The 14,792-nt window shown below is 34.1% G+C and carries 13 protein-coding genes; all 13 read right to left on the minus strand.

Features of this window, described 5'->3' with window-relative positions; genetic code table 11:
* Nucleotides 1-3: 3 nt before the first annotated feature.
* A complete protein-coding gene (locus MHI10_RS12585; protein ID WP_340785854.1) occupies nucleotides 4-1,518 on the minus strand; it encodes a phage baseplate assembly protein V in 1,515 nt (504 codons plus the stop codon).
* Nucleotides 1,519-1,539: 21 nt separating this feature from the next.
* Nucleotides 1,540-2,157: a hypothetical protein gene (locus MHI10_RS12590; RefSeq protein WP_340785855.1), complete on the minus strand. Its 618-nt coding sequence runs from the start codon at nucleotides 2,155-2,157 to the stop codon at nucleotides 1,540-1,542.
* A 44-nt stretch (nucleotides 2,158-2,201) separates the two neighbouring features.
* Nucleotides 2,202-2,975 (minus strand): DNA and RNA helicase, encoded by a 774-nt coding sequence (locus MHI10_RS12595; protein ID WP_340785856.1) that lies wholly within the window; start codon nucleotides 2,973-2,975, stop codon nucleotides 2,202-2,204.
* Nucleotides 2,976-3,020: 45 nt separating this feature from the next.
* Nucleotides 3,021-5,663: a molecular chaperone gene (locus MHI10_RS12600; protein ID WP_445683186.1), complete on the minus strand. Its 2,643-nt coding sequence runs from the start codon at nucleotides 5,661-5,663 to the stop codon at nucleotides 3,021-3,023.
* 21 nt (nucleotides 5,664-5,684) lie between these two features.
* Nucleotides 5,685-6,374 carry an iron-dependent peroxidase gene (locus tag MHI10_RS12605; protein WP_340785857.1) on the minus strand — a complete coding sequence of 230 codons (690 nt, stop codon included), beginning with the start codon at nucleotides 6,372-6,374 and terminating at the stop codon, nucleotides 5,685-5,687.
* Nucleotides 6,371-7,648, minus strand: a complete 1,278-nt coding sequence (locus MHI10_RS12610; RefSeq protein ID WP_340785858.1) for a normocyte-binding protein — start codon at nucleotides 7,646-7,648, stop codon at nucleotides 6,371-6,373. Before MHI10_RS12610 ends, MHI10_RS12605 begins: the two co-directional genes overlap by 4 nt.
* Nucleotides 7,645-9,279, minus strand: coding sequence for a PP2C family protein-serine/threonine phosphatase (locus MHI10_RS12615; RefSeq protein WP_340785859.1), 1,635 nt, complete (start codon nucleotides 9,277-9,279; stop codon nucleotides 7,645-7,647). The genes MHI10_RS12610 and MHI10_RS12615 overlap by 4 nt, the downstream gene beginning before the upstream one ends.
* Nucleotides 9,280-9,324: 45 nt before the next feature.
* The gene (locus MHI10_RS12620) at nucleotides 9,325-10,164 is read right to left on the minus strand and encodes a PP2C family protein-serine/threonine phosphatase (RefSeq protein ID WP_340789229.1); all 840 of its coding nucleotides are present in this window, start codon (nucleotides 10,162-10,164) and stop codon (nucleotides 9,325-9,327) included.
* A gap of 7 nt (nucleotides 10,165-10,171) precedes the next feature.
* Nucleotides 10,172-10,696, minus strand: a complete 525-nt coding sequence (locus MHI10_RS12625; RefSeq protein ID WP_340785860.1) for an FHA domain-containing protein — start codon at nucleotides 10,694-10,696, stop codon at nucleotides 10,172-10,174.
* A gap of 39 nt (nucleotides 10,697-10,735) precedes the next feature.
* Nucleotides 10,736-11,311 (minus strand): FHA domain-containing protein, encoded by a 576-nt coding sequence (locus tag MHI10_RS12630; RefSeq protein ID WP_340789230.1) that lies wholly within the window; start codon nucleotides 11,309-11,311, stop codon nucleotides 10,736-10,738.
* Between the two features lie 62 nt (nucleotides 11,312-11,373).
* Nucleotides 11,374-11,811 (minus strand): J domain-containing protein, encoded by a 438-nt coding sequence (locus tag MHI10_RS12635; protein WP_340785861.1) that lies wholly within the window; start codon nucleotides 11,809-11,811, stop codon nucleotides 11,374-11,376.
* A gap of 82 nt (nucleotides 11,812-11,893) precedes the next feature.
* Nucleotides 11,894-12,319 carry a membrane-associated protease 1 gene (locus MHI10_RS12640; protein WP_340785863.1) on the minus strand — a complete coding sequence of 142 codons (426 nt, stop codon included), beginning with the start codon at nucleotides 12,317-12,319 and terminating at the stop codon, nucleotides 11,894-11,896.
* A 219-nt stretch (nucleotides 12,320-12,538) separates the two neighbouring features.
* A complete protein-coding gene (locus MHI10_RS12645; RefSeq protein ID WP_340785865.1) occupies nucleotides 12,539-14,707 on the minus strand; it encodes a transcriptional regulator in 2,169 nt (722 codons plus the stop codon).
* Nucleotides 14,708-14,792 lie beyond the last annotated feature (85 nt).

The following is a 14,792-nucleotide window of genomic DNA, read 5'->3' on the forward strand; positions in this document are numbered from 1 at the left end:
TCACTAATTAGCTCGTACTTCTGTTCCTTTAATCTCCATTTTATCTTCCATCTTGATGGAACTGTCTTTACAAGTCATTTCAATTTTCTCGTTCGCATTAATCATAATTTGTTTAGCATTAATGACGACTTTCTCTGTTGCTTGTAAAGTAATATTTTGATCACTGATGATTGAGATCCCGTTATCATCCATCAGCGAAATCATTAATCCTCCACCAGATATGACAATCCGATCGGGTGCTAGTAAAATTTGTTTCCCATGCTTCGTTCTAAGTGTTTTAACATCTGGATCCGCCATCCGTGCAGGATCTTGACGATTATCTTCTGGTGGTGCCGCACTTGAAGAACCACCGCCTTGGCTAGCTGGTGGATTCGTTGCGGCTAACATCGCACCCGATTGTGGGGGCGCTTTTGAGACAGAACTCAACGCAATCCCTTCATTTTCACGATTGCTTGGGAAGTAGATTCGAACACTATCCGATAGCTCAGGCATAAAATACCATCCTGTATTGTCTTCTGATGCATAAATCGTTGAGTACGGAAACCAATAGGCCGTCTCTTTTTCTTGTCCCTCATCGAAATCGACATGAATGCGCACCTTGTCTCCTGCAACATCAATGACTTTTCCTTGAAGAGAGGCACCAATAATAGCTTGGTTATAAGTCGTGTGGACACTAAAACCATTCTGAGGTGTTAACGTATAAATATGCTTAAACAAACCATCTTTTAGTGTTGAGAAGATTTTATAGACATACAATTTTTGAGATTGGAAAGTCACTTCATTGCCTATTTTGAATGGTTGAATCGATTCGACTTCATAGTACATATAGTCACTATCTGTCAGACTGTCGAGATGATTTTTACTAGAGATAAGGAAGTTGCCAATCGACTTTTTAACACGATAATTGATCGCCTTCATTTCCGGTATGCTACCCGCTTGAAACGGTACACCGAAGTAAAATTTTGCGGACGGGTGAACCGTATCTGGCAGTAAGCCTATATGAAATCGTGATGCCATCCGTTTTAAAAACTCCCAATCTGTTTCTAAATATTGCATCGTGAAGCTCCCCAGTTTAGCCCCTTTTGTCACATAGTCCATGAAATCAGCAGCTGATTGATCGGCAATACATGCTTCTATTAATGCACCATATGACATACTCGCGTCTTGGTAGGTTTGGTTTTTCTTCTTAACATCTAACACGTACGTATGTGAAACCGCTTGAACTTCTAAATAATAATTGCCCATAACGGATTTTACTTGTACTTCTAGCGCCAGACCATTAAAAATCGGCGTCGTTTTGCCATCACTAGCGATTTGCAATACTTCTATAGGCGTTTCTGCATCTGTCATATAGACATAGGAATCTTCAAGTTCCTCTGGAATCAAACCAGTTAAATGCAATGTAGCATGCGCATTCATTTGTTCGGTAATTTCGATTTGACTGACGCGAATATTATAGGGCATCACAATCATATCTTTGTACGTTAAGGCTGTTTCCTTCTCTGTTTTCCCACCCATCAGACAACACCTTCTTTCACGTTATTTACTTTCGGTTGAGACCGTTTCCATCATGCCGTAAGCAATGGGTTTCCAAATATGCATCTCTTTTTTCGAACAATTAACGGAACCCATCGTCACATGCTCGCCTACTATAAACAAAAACATGACATTATAAATTTTGTCACCTAATGCTTGCGAGATGAAATCAAAATAACCCATTTGTATACCATTCACTTCTTTCATGCCGATATCCAACATTTCTGCGCTTGGCTGGATTTTATGAAGCATAGACATCATCGTTTGTGTGAAATCTTCTAATTCCTCTACCGTTATCTGTTGTTCCATAATTTTCATCGTAATATTGATGGATGTACTATCATTTGTATAGATATACTCTGGTCTACGGCTAGATGGGTATTTAATATCCATTAGTTCCGGTTCCATCACTTCAAATGTTGCAGGAATACACATCCGGATTTTATTCTCATACAGACTTATTTCCGTAAATTCTATTTTTTCATCTTCAATAAAGAGTTGACCATCTTTAATCGCTTTCACTATGTCCGTATGTGATAATTGATTTTCAATGTTTTCCAACCGTTTTTTCTGCCTTGCCTGTTTCGATATCTCGATAATTTCTTCATCCATAAAACTCATGTTCTAGCCCGCCCCCTTTAGCATATTTCTATAAAAAAACCTCGTTAATCCACAATCATCCGTTTAGAACGTCCGTAAGTTAGCTCTGAAGAATGTTTTTTTCCACTTGACTCCAATAAAATTCGGCTTAAATACTTATGGATTTGCACATTCGTATATTCTTTGAACTCCAAACCTAATCGGTTGCTCACATAATATAAAATCGTCTCACGCTGGACTCGGTCTTCATTTATACAAGAAAAGGCAAAGCTTATATCATAAGGGTTCGTAGGTCGATTACTTAAAAGCTCTCTTGCATAATATTGCAAAATGATTGGATGATATGTACTTTTTTGAAAACCTGCATAGTGGCAATGAATATAATTGAAAGTATTATATTCTGTCGCAAAGTCTAGGAAGTCTTCGTGCTTTGAGCGCAGCCTTGCACCGGGTTTTAGTTTGAAGCGACCTAGTTCTAATTCATTACTAGCTACTTCATTCAACTCATCCAGTACAATATTTGCTGTAAATCGAGTAAAATCAAGCTCCATCATTTCTTCTTGAAATCTTATTTTTAGTATTGTTTCTTTTCCCGTAGCAGAATAAGGAATTACACTATTATGAAGGAGAAGATAAAGCCGATTTTGGTGCTTGACAATTCCTTTTGTAATAATAAGTTTGTCCTCTTCAATGGCGACTTCTACCCCTTCAATAATCCCATCTGAATAGTCTTGAAAATACAAATCGAGAAAATCCCTTGGAAAATCACGTAAGTTTTCCAACATTTCTAGCTTTAAAATTCTCCCTTTATGAAAAAGTGGATACCGATTGGAAAACAATTATTCGTCCATCCTCTCTAACTTGCTTCTTTGTTAAAACACTGACTACTTTAAACCATCAAAGAAATCTAATTCTGATAATTCTGGTTCAAAAGCAAAGTATTCCTTTTCCCCTAAATATAGCTGTTCTTCAATTCTGGCTACAGGCACCACATGGAAGCCCCAGTTTTCTTCGGCAAAAACGAAAAATTTCACTTCGCCATTTCCAATGTAATCCGTTTCATTTTGAGGGATGTTATCCTGGTAACGTTCCGCAATTGTCTCGTAAAGCACTGGTGTATACTTTTCTTTGTTATTGAAATAAACATATTTATGGGGAGCATTATATTCACTACCCCGTAAGTAAAATTCAACTTCTGTTACTCCCCATGGTCGAGAGATCGAACCATGAATCTGATTTAAACGTTCTAAACTGCTAATAAGTACTTTTTCCTGACGATTATGCGTGAAGGCACTTACTTCATATGGGACAACCGGCGCCTGATTCGTAACGTTCATTTCGATCATGCCAAACTTCTTCGCATTCAAATAGCGTAACGCACCTCTTAAACAAGCAAGCTTCAATTCCGCTACTTTTCCAAGATCGTCCGCCTTTTGTCTAAATTCAATGCTGCGTCCAGGTACAAATTCCTTTAATGCTTCTCTAAACGCATCTATTTTACAAGATTGACCAGTCAGTTTAATAATCGAATATTTCGCGAGTTCCCCATTCTCATAAAACTCTTCCAAAAATAACCTTACAATATCGTAAATATCTGCCTTTATTAGATGATTGATTTCTTTAATATTGAAAAATACATTAGGGTAATCATATACATCTTTGAATTGATTACTTTCCCATAACGATAAACACCAACGATCAACAGTTGTCACGTTTATATCACTATCAAGATCTAAATCATTTTCTGCATAGAAGCGACTTCTTAAAATACCCGTCTTCCTGAAGAACTCCTTCTTCATCTCTTCAGCCATTTCCCATAAAAAATAATAATTATTTCTAACTCGTAAATATTCATCGCGTGTCCTATTTTCAAATTCTTTAAAACGCGTAGGAATGATTTGCTCCGCCTCAGCAAAGGCTGCTTCAAATTGTTCGTAAACCGCTTCAACACCGTATTCATCTACATGTCGATAAATATCTTTACTAGGAATGTCGATTATTACGTCAATATCATATGCTTTTTTTCCGCGACTATAATAATTGGCAAAAACAATTTTCATGAATTGGAAAATACGATATGTAATATTATTTCCCCCAAAATTGGTATCACCATTTTCGTATGTCGTATTAATTTCTATTTTGTAGGAGATATGTCCATCCTCTATTCGGAATTTACATGAGGAAAGATCCGTTGTTCCTCCTCCACAATCGACGACAAGTGCTTTATACTCTTTCCCATCGAGAAAACTATCATTCTCTATTTGATTGGCAATCGTATTATAAAGAACCGCCATCCCTTCATCGAGAGCATGTTCCGATTCAATCTCATATTCAGGTAAAATATCATTAAACATATTTATAAATTGTGTCTTTAACTTCACAGGACTTGAAATATGTATATGTTTGAAGCGACATTTTAACTGGTGTTCTGCCATTCGAATGATATACAACATATATTCTCGTAAAATTTGGCTTCTTGGAACGAGTGCTGTATTACCGTTTCCATCAATAATTTCTTCTAATTTTTCATAGTTATTGACCCATCTTTTAATACTTTGGAATTTTGTAGCAAGGCTCGTATAACTATTTTTTTTCATATTTTGTAACGCTTCATAGCCAAAATAATAACTGATTTGATCCGGATCAGAGCAGTCTGCTACACTCATTACGGTTGGTACTACTTCTATCCACTCATCTTCATTCATTGGATCTGGAAATGATACAAAGTTAATACTATTTAATTGGATTCTTTGATTTAAAATATCATGACTGCATGGTGAGGAAACATAATCACTTTCTAAATAAGCGCCAGCTGTAGTATTCGTCGTGCCAAAATCAATTGCAAGAATTGCATTTGATGTTTCCAACTGTTTAATTTCTAATTCTGGTATAGGAATTTTATAGTAGTGCAAATTTGTAGGTGGAAGTGGATTCTCCTGGTAGTAAGTTTTATGAATGTACTCTGAATCTTGCTTTCTAAAGAAAATAAAACTATAACTCTTATTTGCCGTCTCTCTAAACCCTATTTCTTGATCGGCTGCAAGATAAAACTGATTAGGATTTTGATGACTTTTTAATAGATTAAGGATTCCGCATAATTCAAGTTCTTCATTAATTAATAAAACATTTGATTCCACAAGTCGGCAACCAGTTTCTACAAAATATTGGTCAGCTTGATCAATCTTCATGCCTTTATAGATACTCATTTTTGCAGGAACTTTGATTTCTCCATTATCTGAAAGCATCGTTTTTAAATGTTTTTTTAATGCGGCCTCTACCCGATCAAAGCCGGCCTCCTTCTTATCTAAAATAAGGAGAGTATCCTCCACACCTCGGTATTTTAATATTGTCAAAATTAACATATCTCTTGTCAGTTTATTAATTAGACCTGTGACAAGCTTTTCTTTATAACAAATATTTCTTAACTGAAATGTTGTCATTTCCATTAATTCCATTTTTGTATACATCATATATTTCTTATCAAGTTGATTTTTGTTAATATGTAAATTATATGAATATTTATTCAAACTGAAATCTACCCCCAATAGTTAGTAAATAACAACCCTATCTAACTTCATCGTCTCTTCTACATCAATAATGCCAAAATGATTTTCCCAATAAATCGTTTTTTGAAATCCAATTGGCAAGAACATTTCTAAAACTAGTTGAACCTTTTGCTCGGCCTGTTCACTTTTCTTTTGTCCAAGATAAACAAGTAATTCATCTTTTTCCTCTGATTTAACATATAAAATACAATCTTTAAACAGCTTCTTCATTGTATCTTTTAATAGAAAGAACTCATCGCCCGCTTGATATAACCTAATCATATTTAGTGCAATTATCTCTTTTTCTTGTTTAGAAAATAATTGCATTTTATCCTTAATACCTTCTCCAAATACATTCGCTTCAATATCCCTTAGTATAAATCGAATAAAAAACTCCTTTTTATTCATTCCTTGCATTCGGTCAATTTCTGCTAAAAAATGAAGCAACAAATCGAGTAAACTTTCCCTTAATTCCAGTTCTTCACTATTATCTGGATGAAATAAATTTTTAAAAATATCATGGTAGCGATAATAAGGATTTACTTCTACTAAATTTTCTACAAAATTTGCATTTATAAATTCGTGACTTACTTCCATATATGGTGAATACGTTTTCGCATAAATAAAATAAATATCTTTCTTCGATAATCCCTCGTTTTCAGCCCTAATCAATAGATCCCAAATATAATTCATATCCAGATTCCTTCACATTTATATTCAAAAAAATGTCTTTGCACTTCAGAAACAAAAAAGTCTAAAATGTCATTCGAAATAAAGTTCTTTTCTTCTTCCGCTTTAAAGCTTAATAACATTACTTTTTTTCCACTATGCTCTCCTACAGGGTCAATTAAGAATGGATTCATCGGATTATAAAAGCTTTCTCCTTGATATTCATTTATTATTTCTACATCAACAAGTTTCATCTTTTCCGCGGCTTCAAAAGAATTAACGAGACGAATAATTTCTGCTTTTGTCTTTACGCTAACCATGTATTTATTAGCAAATTTATTCATAAAGCTATCTACTCTCTTATTAGACACGACCTCATAATTCATATCCCCGATTTTTTCTTTGTTTATTTCTGTGATTTTAAGTACTTTCCATAGTCCTGATTTGTCTTGCGGTGAAACAATTGTCAATTCATTTTCTGAACGCTTTATATAACGAATGTCCTCACCATCCACATCTACAAGATAGCCATGTTGGCTTCCTGTTTTGCGAATGGAGAGAACATGCTCATAGTTTACTTTGTCTATTGCAGGAGTTGGAAAACCTATATTTTTTATTTCCAGTCTTTCAATATTCCATAATGGCACCATATCTAGTCGCTTTTTATTTTCAAATTCCTCTAAGTTTATTGTGATTTCTTTTATTTCGGTATTCGCATTCAATGGTGGACAATCTACTAAAACAACATCAAAAAACTTATGAATATATGGGTTATTAACTGTTTTCCAATATAAACCGTTCACTGAAAAAAGATGGTATAAATTATTTATTTCTTGTATATAGGATACATTTTTTTTGAGACATACCTTTACTTCTACTTGCCCATCTGTAGTATGAAGCTGTCCATTAAATAATCTTTGTTGTTCATCCAATTGTTTAAGTTGTAACGAATCACACTGTAAAAATAGAGAGAAAAATGATGTAGGTTGATTTTTACTAACCGAATCTAATACTTCTTTCATATCTATTTTTTTATGTTCTAGATCAGCTGGTATGATTGGGAATAAATATTCATGAATCGGATCAACTTCATCCTTTGAACTTATCGTTACGTAAATATCAGTTTTGCTTTCTCCATCTTCAATTTCAGCGAAAATCCGATTCTCTAACTTGCTGTTCATATCGTCTTGATAATTAATTAAATTTACCAATACGCCCCCTACAATATCTTTTAATAGTTGACGTTGCTCGAGATTTTCTATTTTGCGTAATCGTTCAAAAATAATCTCTTTCATCATTCTACATCCTCTTCCTTAGAACTATAATTTTCTTCTGCTACTTCATCTAAGGGATTTCCGCCTTTATCGTACATTATTTCAGGTACTTCTACTAAAGGGGTAGGATGCAATTTATCATTGGCATTCATAATTTTGCGTTCTAGTCCTAACACCTTGGCTATTAAATTAGTTTCCTGATAAATTTCTTGTGCTAGTGTATAGGATTCTACTGCTTTAGAATATTCTTGACGAGCATAGCTTTGATCGCCACTTTTCTCTAAACCTTCTGCTCTTAGTTCCTTCTGGGCTTTTTCCAATTCAGCTATTTTTTCACCAGTTTCTTCAATTTTCTGCTTTATAGCCGAGTCGCCACTATAGGAAATTTCAAGCGCTTGTTTTCTAGCTTTTTGATAGAGCTCAAGTGCACTATTATAATCTTCTGCTTCAAATTTTAAATCGCCCTTCTTTATGTCCTCGAGAATTTGTACGATGGAGTCCATATTGGCAATCCTTTGCTCAATCGCTTCTTTTCCGAAATTTCCTATTATTTTTCCTTCTTCATTAGCTTTCTCATATGTCTCCACAGCTGCCGAGAACTCTCCTGCTTCTGCTGATTGATTCCCGTTAATAATCAGTTGTGTCACTCTTAATTTATTTGCTAATAAATTTCTATGTACTGGATTTTTTAACCTCTTAGCGGCATTTCTACCTTCACTATATTCCAATAAAGCGTCTTCATAATTACCATCCTGAAAATGAAGATTCCCCATTTTTTCATGCTCAAGCATTTCAGTTGATAATTCAGCCATTGCTTTTGCTTGTTTAGCTTGGTAAAAAATAGCACCTCCACCAACAACCATCGTTAATAACATTGTAGCTACCAAAAGTTTAAGATATTTCATCTTTTTCTTATTGTTTTCTTGATATACTTTATTAGCGAAAATAGTAGCCATCGTATAGTTATTTACTACTTTCTTCTGCCTACTTAGGAGTACTTCTTCTAATATATCCATGTATTGCTCTGGCTCTTTAGCATTTTCTAATGCGTCAGCCATTTCTATATCACTTACTTCTTCCCAAAACCCTGATGTACAAAGCAATAACACATCGCCTTCCATCAACTTGATTTTTTTAGAAACATATGGTTGAAAGCTATTTGGTTTTCCAAGATAATTTAAAAGATTACTTCTCTCTTCATGTTGACTAATATCAATTTCATAGTCATTTTCATTCGCCCAATTTTGTGCAAAGCTTTGATCGCTACTTTTATAAGCTAGTGTGCCGTTTCGAAATTGGTACAATCTTGAATTACCTGCTACTGCACAAATCATTTTCGAATAATCAGACACTACGATTACAATACTCGCCTTTAGTCTTACTCTTAAACTTTGTGCTTGCAATATTTGTTGGGCATTTTTTAAATACTTCTTAATCCTTCCTCTTGACATGGATGGATTTTCAATAAATTTTTCTAATATTGCTTTTGCTGCCAATTCAGCACTATTAATCTCCTGATCGGAATCTAATCCTTTTACAGCAACCCAGCAAGCTACATCATCCAGCTCTGTATATGCAAAGTAATCTTTATTTTGCATATACGAACCTGCCTCTGACAAAAAAGCAGTTTTAAACACACTATTTTCCTTTCGCATATTGTTCCTCCTTTTCACTCGAAAATTGATATTTAACCAGTCTTATCACCATTTTTTCTCTAAAATTACAATGGTCGCATTATCCTGATTTTTTAGGCGTTTATGTTCAACTGTTTTAATAATGTTTTGAGCAATATCATAAGGGGATATATGCTGAGAAAAAGTTTTTTCCATTTCCACTTCAGTCAAGCTATCGTAAATGCCATCGCTAAATAAACATACTTTATCTCCCTTAAGTAACTTAATCGATGTATTACCGATATCTAAGTTTTTAAATCCCTCATAACCTAAATAATTAATCAGTCTTTTTTTAAAGGGATTTTCTTGAATTTCTAGTTGGGAAATCTCCCCGGCTACATACCGATCCTTTAATACGGATTCAAAAATATGTTTTTGATTAATAGCTATAAATTCTCCATTTCGAAATATCGAAATAACACTATCTCCTACAGCTCCCCAATATAAATATCCATACTCATCAATAATCGCTGCGACTAATGTAGTTCCACCATTAGAACCTTGGAGATTTTCAATAATTTGATCATTGCTATGTAAAGCTGTCTTTCTAAAAAAAGACTCCATATTTTCAAGGGAATCTAGCTTCTTAAATTCTTGAATAAATGTATTTACGGCAATGGTACTTGCCATTCTGCCGTTTGCTAATCCACTAATACCGTCTGCTAAAACGGCGATTGTTCCATGTTCGGTCTCTTCTGTTGAAAAGTAATCATCTTGTTCGTCTCGTCTTCCTATCGTTTGACCATTTCCAATTTCGATTATTTTATCTTCTACTGAATTTACAATAATGTTTCTAATTATTAGTAGGCATAAAAGTACAAAAACGAATCCAAGTACAATTATGTATGGTATGAAAGTTTGTTCCATTTCTAACTCATTCCTCGCTCTGGTTGTTTTCCCATTCAAAATGAATTCCACATAGGGGGATAAAAAGGAACTTACTCATTCCTAGTTGAATAACATCATATGCCGCTAATTCTATTGGCGTGTAAACTGCCTCATTATTGAGATATGCTAATCCTGATGCATCGCCAGGGAGTAAAAAGAAGTTCCTTTTTTTAGGATCGTAAACAATAACTGCGTGATTACGTGCAGAAATTGTATTATCACCTATAATCCGAATGTGCATATCTTCTGATCTTCCGATAAAGTTCTTTTCAGCCAAAATCCTATAGTCACGACCTATTTGCGGTCCCTCAATACAAACTAACCATGCCGTGACAGGATCAACCCCATCCATCTCACCTAGGTATGGCAGCGTTTTCTCATCTTCCACATTAACAGGCGGCCTAGTATTTACTTTTGTTTCCTGTTCAACCATCACATTACAGTATGGGCAAATATTTTTATGTCTTCTTGAACTAAACATATGGCCATTTGTACATCTAATCAAACTCATCTGCGATTGCTCCTATCTTTGTTACAAACTTAGTTTCTCTTATCTCACTAAAATTTGAGTATTTCCTATGTATATTGTATCTCCAACATTTATGCGACAAGGTATGCCTTGTTTCAATTTACTTTTTACAGGTTTATCCGCTTTTTTAATCCCAACCCCATTGACAGAGTCAATATCTTCTATGAACCATGCATCTGCTACACAATTTAATACTGCATGTTCATAGTTAATGAGTGATTCATATTCTGTACCTGATAAATCAATTGCAACTTCATTTTCCTTTGTATTTTTGCCAATTACTAATGATGTTTCCCCCTGAATGAGCCATTCTTTTGTTCTTGCTCCCTTTTCACTGAGTAGTACCATCTTTTGGATCGTCGCATCAGGACTTGCATTGACACGATCATTCGGTACAATCTTTACTAACATATAAATAATCGCTATTAGACAAACTACTGAACCAAAAAGTATTTTTAAAAGAAGTTCTTGATTGACTAAAAATACATAATAGAAGGTAATGCAAGTTAGGATGAAGATTATTAAATCTATAATTCTTACCATTATTTTTTTACTTTCACTTAGCTCTCCTACACGCTTAGTAGATTGAGCTTTCATGTCATACACGATATAAAACTCCCTTCATCAGAATTTCCACTAAAGTTTTATTCGGATCATTATCATTTCTTATTTGAAAAAATACGATTAAATAAATCAGTAGTATCCAATGGATTTTTCTTTACAGATTGGTTATTTACTGATGAAACTTCTTTTGTCTTAGGATTAAAGCCAAAAAAATGTTCAAAGTTCTTTTCGATATTATTTATATTAAATTCATGATTTTTCACAGAATTTTGTTGTCTTGTTTTGTTATTCGGGTCATTTTTATGCGTTGCACTCTTATTAGTTGAATTAATACTCGCATCATATGACTCTCTAGAAGCATTGTCTTTTAGTACCGTGTATGCCTCTTGCACCTTTAGAAATATCTTTTCGGATTCCTTGCTGCCGCCACTCACATCCGGGTGATGCTGTTTGGATAGTTTTCGATAGGCTTGTTTTATTTGATCTTGTGATGCATTTCTACTAATACCTAAAACTTCATAGTGATTTTTCATAATATTACATCCCCAATAACTAGATTTATTCAAAATTATCTAAGAAACTATGTAGTTTCTTAGATAATTTGAGGAAAACATATTAGACTGCGTATCCGCCTTCAATTTTCGCTAAGTCTGTTTTATCTTTCTTCTGCTTAATAAATAAGAAGAATTCTCCAATCCCTTCAGTGTCGCCAAATCTTTCTGTATAATCGACAACAAACCCATTTGGGAAATTAATTTTACGTACAACTTGATCAGCAGCGATTACTTCTAATGTTACTTTACGATAACAATCAGCCTTTTCCGCAGGTACTAAAGACCATAGTGCCAGTTTCATCGTATCATCAGAATTATCTCCATCTGTTGCTGTAAGGATCTTTCCCTTAATTTTTAAAGTTGCACCAACATCTGTTGAGCGTGCATTTGAATCATCTGGTGTATCCGTTTCGTACTCAACCGATATAATACTTTCTAATCCTAATTCAATTGCTTCTGAACCTTCTACTTTTAATACAAAACCCATTTGTATTACCTCCAAATTTTTTATTTGAATCATCCCAAAATTCTTTGATAGTTTTAAACTCCCTATTCTGACGCTTTAATTTTGTTAGAATAGAGAATATGTATTTTTCCACCAACAAATCTTTGGATAGATCCTTATTTATGTTAAAAGATTTATTTAGTAACAAATCTTAAACATACAACTTTTAAGATGTTTCATTAATTTCGCTAATAGAAACCTTTATGCTTTTACAGCACTTGTCCCTTTTGTAATCATGACTTCAAGATTTTTAACGTTACCATTGAAAATTAAATCAATTTGGCATAGGCTTGTTTTTTCATCAATAATGTAGCCGATATCGTCTCCATCTTGAATAACAGAATTCGCATATCCCTTATCATTAAGCCATTTACTTTTTTGACTACTCGGATTATTACTAAAGAATCGAACGATATTATCATGTTTAAAGTCACCCGATTGGAATCGTAAAATTCTTTCGATATAGGTACTTACTTGCGTTTTATAAATCGAATCGAATCCATCATCCTTCATCGCCAAACTTCTCGCTTTATATACCGTAATACGCCTAATATCTTTATCTTGCAGTTGGGCGTTTTCTGATGAGAAAACAAACCCAAAACTTCTGCTATTAATTGCATCCTTAATATTATTAGTAAATCCAGATATTTCTTTAGCCATTGTTGTCACAGTTCTAAGTGAATTATCACCCGCTTCAATATCAAATCGAACGCCTGGATAGCTTCTATTTACATTGCGGAATGATTCTCTTAAATATTCTGGACATTGATAAGCAGACACTATTCCTGCAGCTACATAGCTGGCACCTACATACACACCTTCAATCCAAAGTTTTAATATATCTTCTTTTTCTTTAGAAAGACGTGCACCATTTTCGGTTGTTTGCATTCTCGAATCGATTATGACACCCGACTTATCTTTCGGAATAATCGTAAAATTTGGAAGGCAAGGAATCGCAAATTCACTATATTCCTTCCTAACAAGTACAGAACATTTATCAATTAGTCGGTCAATACCAGCTGTTGCAATGCCGTTAAAGGTAGTTTCTTCCTCAGCCATAAAATTGAAAAATACTTGCACTTTAAATTCTTTTATAGCATCAAGAAGCAATGACAGGGACTCCATTGTATTTCCTTCTTGTTTAGAAATTTTTTCATTCCCTTTAAATCTTGATCTACTAACTTTTAACTTACTAGAAGGCTCTAATTCTAATGATGGTACAATTCCAAACCATACTGTATCTGTAAAATCATTTTTTGAGTTTACAGTATTTAGGTATGTACTTAATCTTGGTAAATTATTCCCTTTTACTAGCATGTCTAATTTCGCATTGGTTACAATTAAAGAGGGTTGCATTCCTCTATTTTTAGTAGCGTACTGATCGAAATACATTTTTACACCTAATAGCTTTTCAACTAAAGGTTTTACGGTCTTTACAAATTCATCCTTTGCATCTTTATAGAATTCTAGGTATGTATTGTAATTCTGTACCTCTGTAGCAATATCAAATTCAGCTCTCACTGATGGTAGCGGGGAAAAAGTTCTTACAACTAAATCTTTCACATAAGAAGATGGTGATTCTGTAATTGATTCATAGTCCTCTTCAAATACCGTGCTTAAACCATAGTTACTATTCTCTTCAACTAGCATTAATTCAGAGCTATTACTTTGGGGAGCTTCAATAACTTTTAATTCTCCCGTTTCACCAATAGTAAGGGTCCCTATTTGTAACTTCTCAGATTCATCTTCTTGCTGGTTAGCACCTAGTAAAAGCCTCGTTTTTATATCTTCAATAGCTAATGGAAGCATCGCCATAACGTTATTATAGTTTCTGCTTGCTACTTCAAACATTACATTTAGCTTGTCTCCGGTATCCAGCTTTTTCGGATCACCTTCGTCTAACTTTTCATATTCTCCATACAAGTAGTGAATTTCTTTTCTCACTTGTCGGATATCGTCCATCACTTTTTTAGGTGAAATCATATCTAACAGATTTTCAAATTTAAAGTCTACATTGGCAATGCCTTGACTTCTTTTCGTATCAATCAAAGTGAATAACATATTTAAAAAGTCATTGTTTTGATCGATGGCAATTTCTGAAATACAATCCTCCTGAATTCCTTCAGGTTTTTTGAGCGTATACATCACTTTTTGATTCGCTGCATTATAAAACGAGTAGACTGTTGGCGAGAACTTGTCTAAAAATTCATCAAAACTTTTTACAAGAAGATATTGATTAATCTCTTTTATCTTCTCATCACTCAGACTGTCAATTCCTTTTACATCCCCAACAAGTGTAATTAAGTCCATTTTTTCGGGATTAATTTCTTCAAAGAGCATTGTTCTGTTGGTTTGATTAATAATCTCCATATATTCGGCTGTAAAATACTACAGCCATCCCTCCCTTAATCGCAAACTTCAAGCAAGTAAACATTTTATAAAACATAATCATCAG

Origin of the sequence: Solibacillus sp. FSL K6-1523 (genome assembly GCF_038005225.1) — a bacterium.
Classification (GTDB): Bacteria; Bacillota; Bacilli; order Bacillales_A; family Planococcaceae; genus Solibacillus.

What these genes read in the sequence shown, in the direction of transcription:
- MHI10_RS12585 (WP_340785854.1), bottom strand. Translation starts at nt 1,518, where the DNA reads ATGGGTGGGAAAACAGAGAAGGAAACAGCCTTAACGTACAAAGATATG.
- MHI10_RS12590 (WP_340785855.1), bottom strand. Translation starts at nt 2,157, where the DNA reads ATGAGTTTTATGGATGAAGAAATTATCGAGATATCGAAACAGGCAAGG.
- MHI10_RS12605 (WP_340785857.1), bottom strand. Translation starts at nt 6,374, where the DNA reads ATGAATTATATTTGGGATCTATTGATTAGGGCTGAAAACGAGGGATTA.
- MHI10_RS12610 (WP_340785858.1), bottom strand. Translation starts at nt 7,648, where the DNA reads ATGATGAAAGAGATTATTTTTGAACGATTACGCAAAATAGAAAATCTC.
- MHI10_RS12615 (WP_340785859.1), bottom strand. Translation starts at nt 9,279, where the DNA reads ATGCGAAAGGAAAATAGTGTGTTTAAAACTGCTTTTTTGTCAGAGGCA.
- MHI10_RS12620 (WP_340789229.1), bottom strand. Translation starts at nt 10,164, where the DNA reads ATGGAACAAACTTTCATACCATACATAATTGTACTTGGATTCGTTTTT.
- MHI10_RS12625 (WP_340785860.1), bottom strand. Translation starts at nt 10,696, where the DNA reads ATGAGTTTGATTAGATGTACAAATGGCCATATGTTTAGTTCAAGAAGA.
- MHI10_RS12630 (WP_340789230.1), bottom strand. Translation starts at nt 11,311, where the DNA reads ATGAAAGCTCAATCTACTAAGCGTGTAGGAGAGCTAAGTGAAAGTAAA.
- MHI10_RS12635 (WP_340785861.1), bottom strand. Translation starts at nt 11,811, where the DNA reads ATGAAAAATCACTATGAAGTTTTAGGTATTAGTAGAAATGCATCACAA.
- MHI10_RS12640 (WP_340785863.1), bottom strand. Translation starts at nt 12,319, where the DNA reads ATGGGTTTTGTATTAAAAGTAGAAGGTTCAGAAGCAATTGAATTAGGA.
- MHI10_RS12645 (WP_340785865.1), bottom strand. Translation starts at nt 14,707, where the DNA reads ATGGAGATTATTAATCAAACCAACAGAACAATGCTCTTTGAAGAAATT.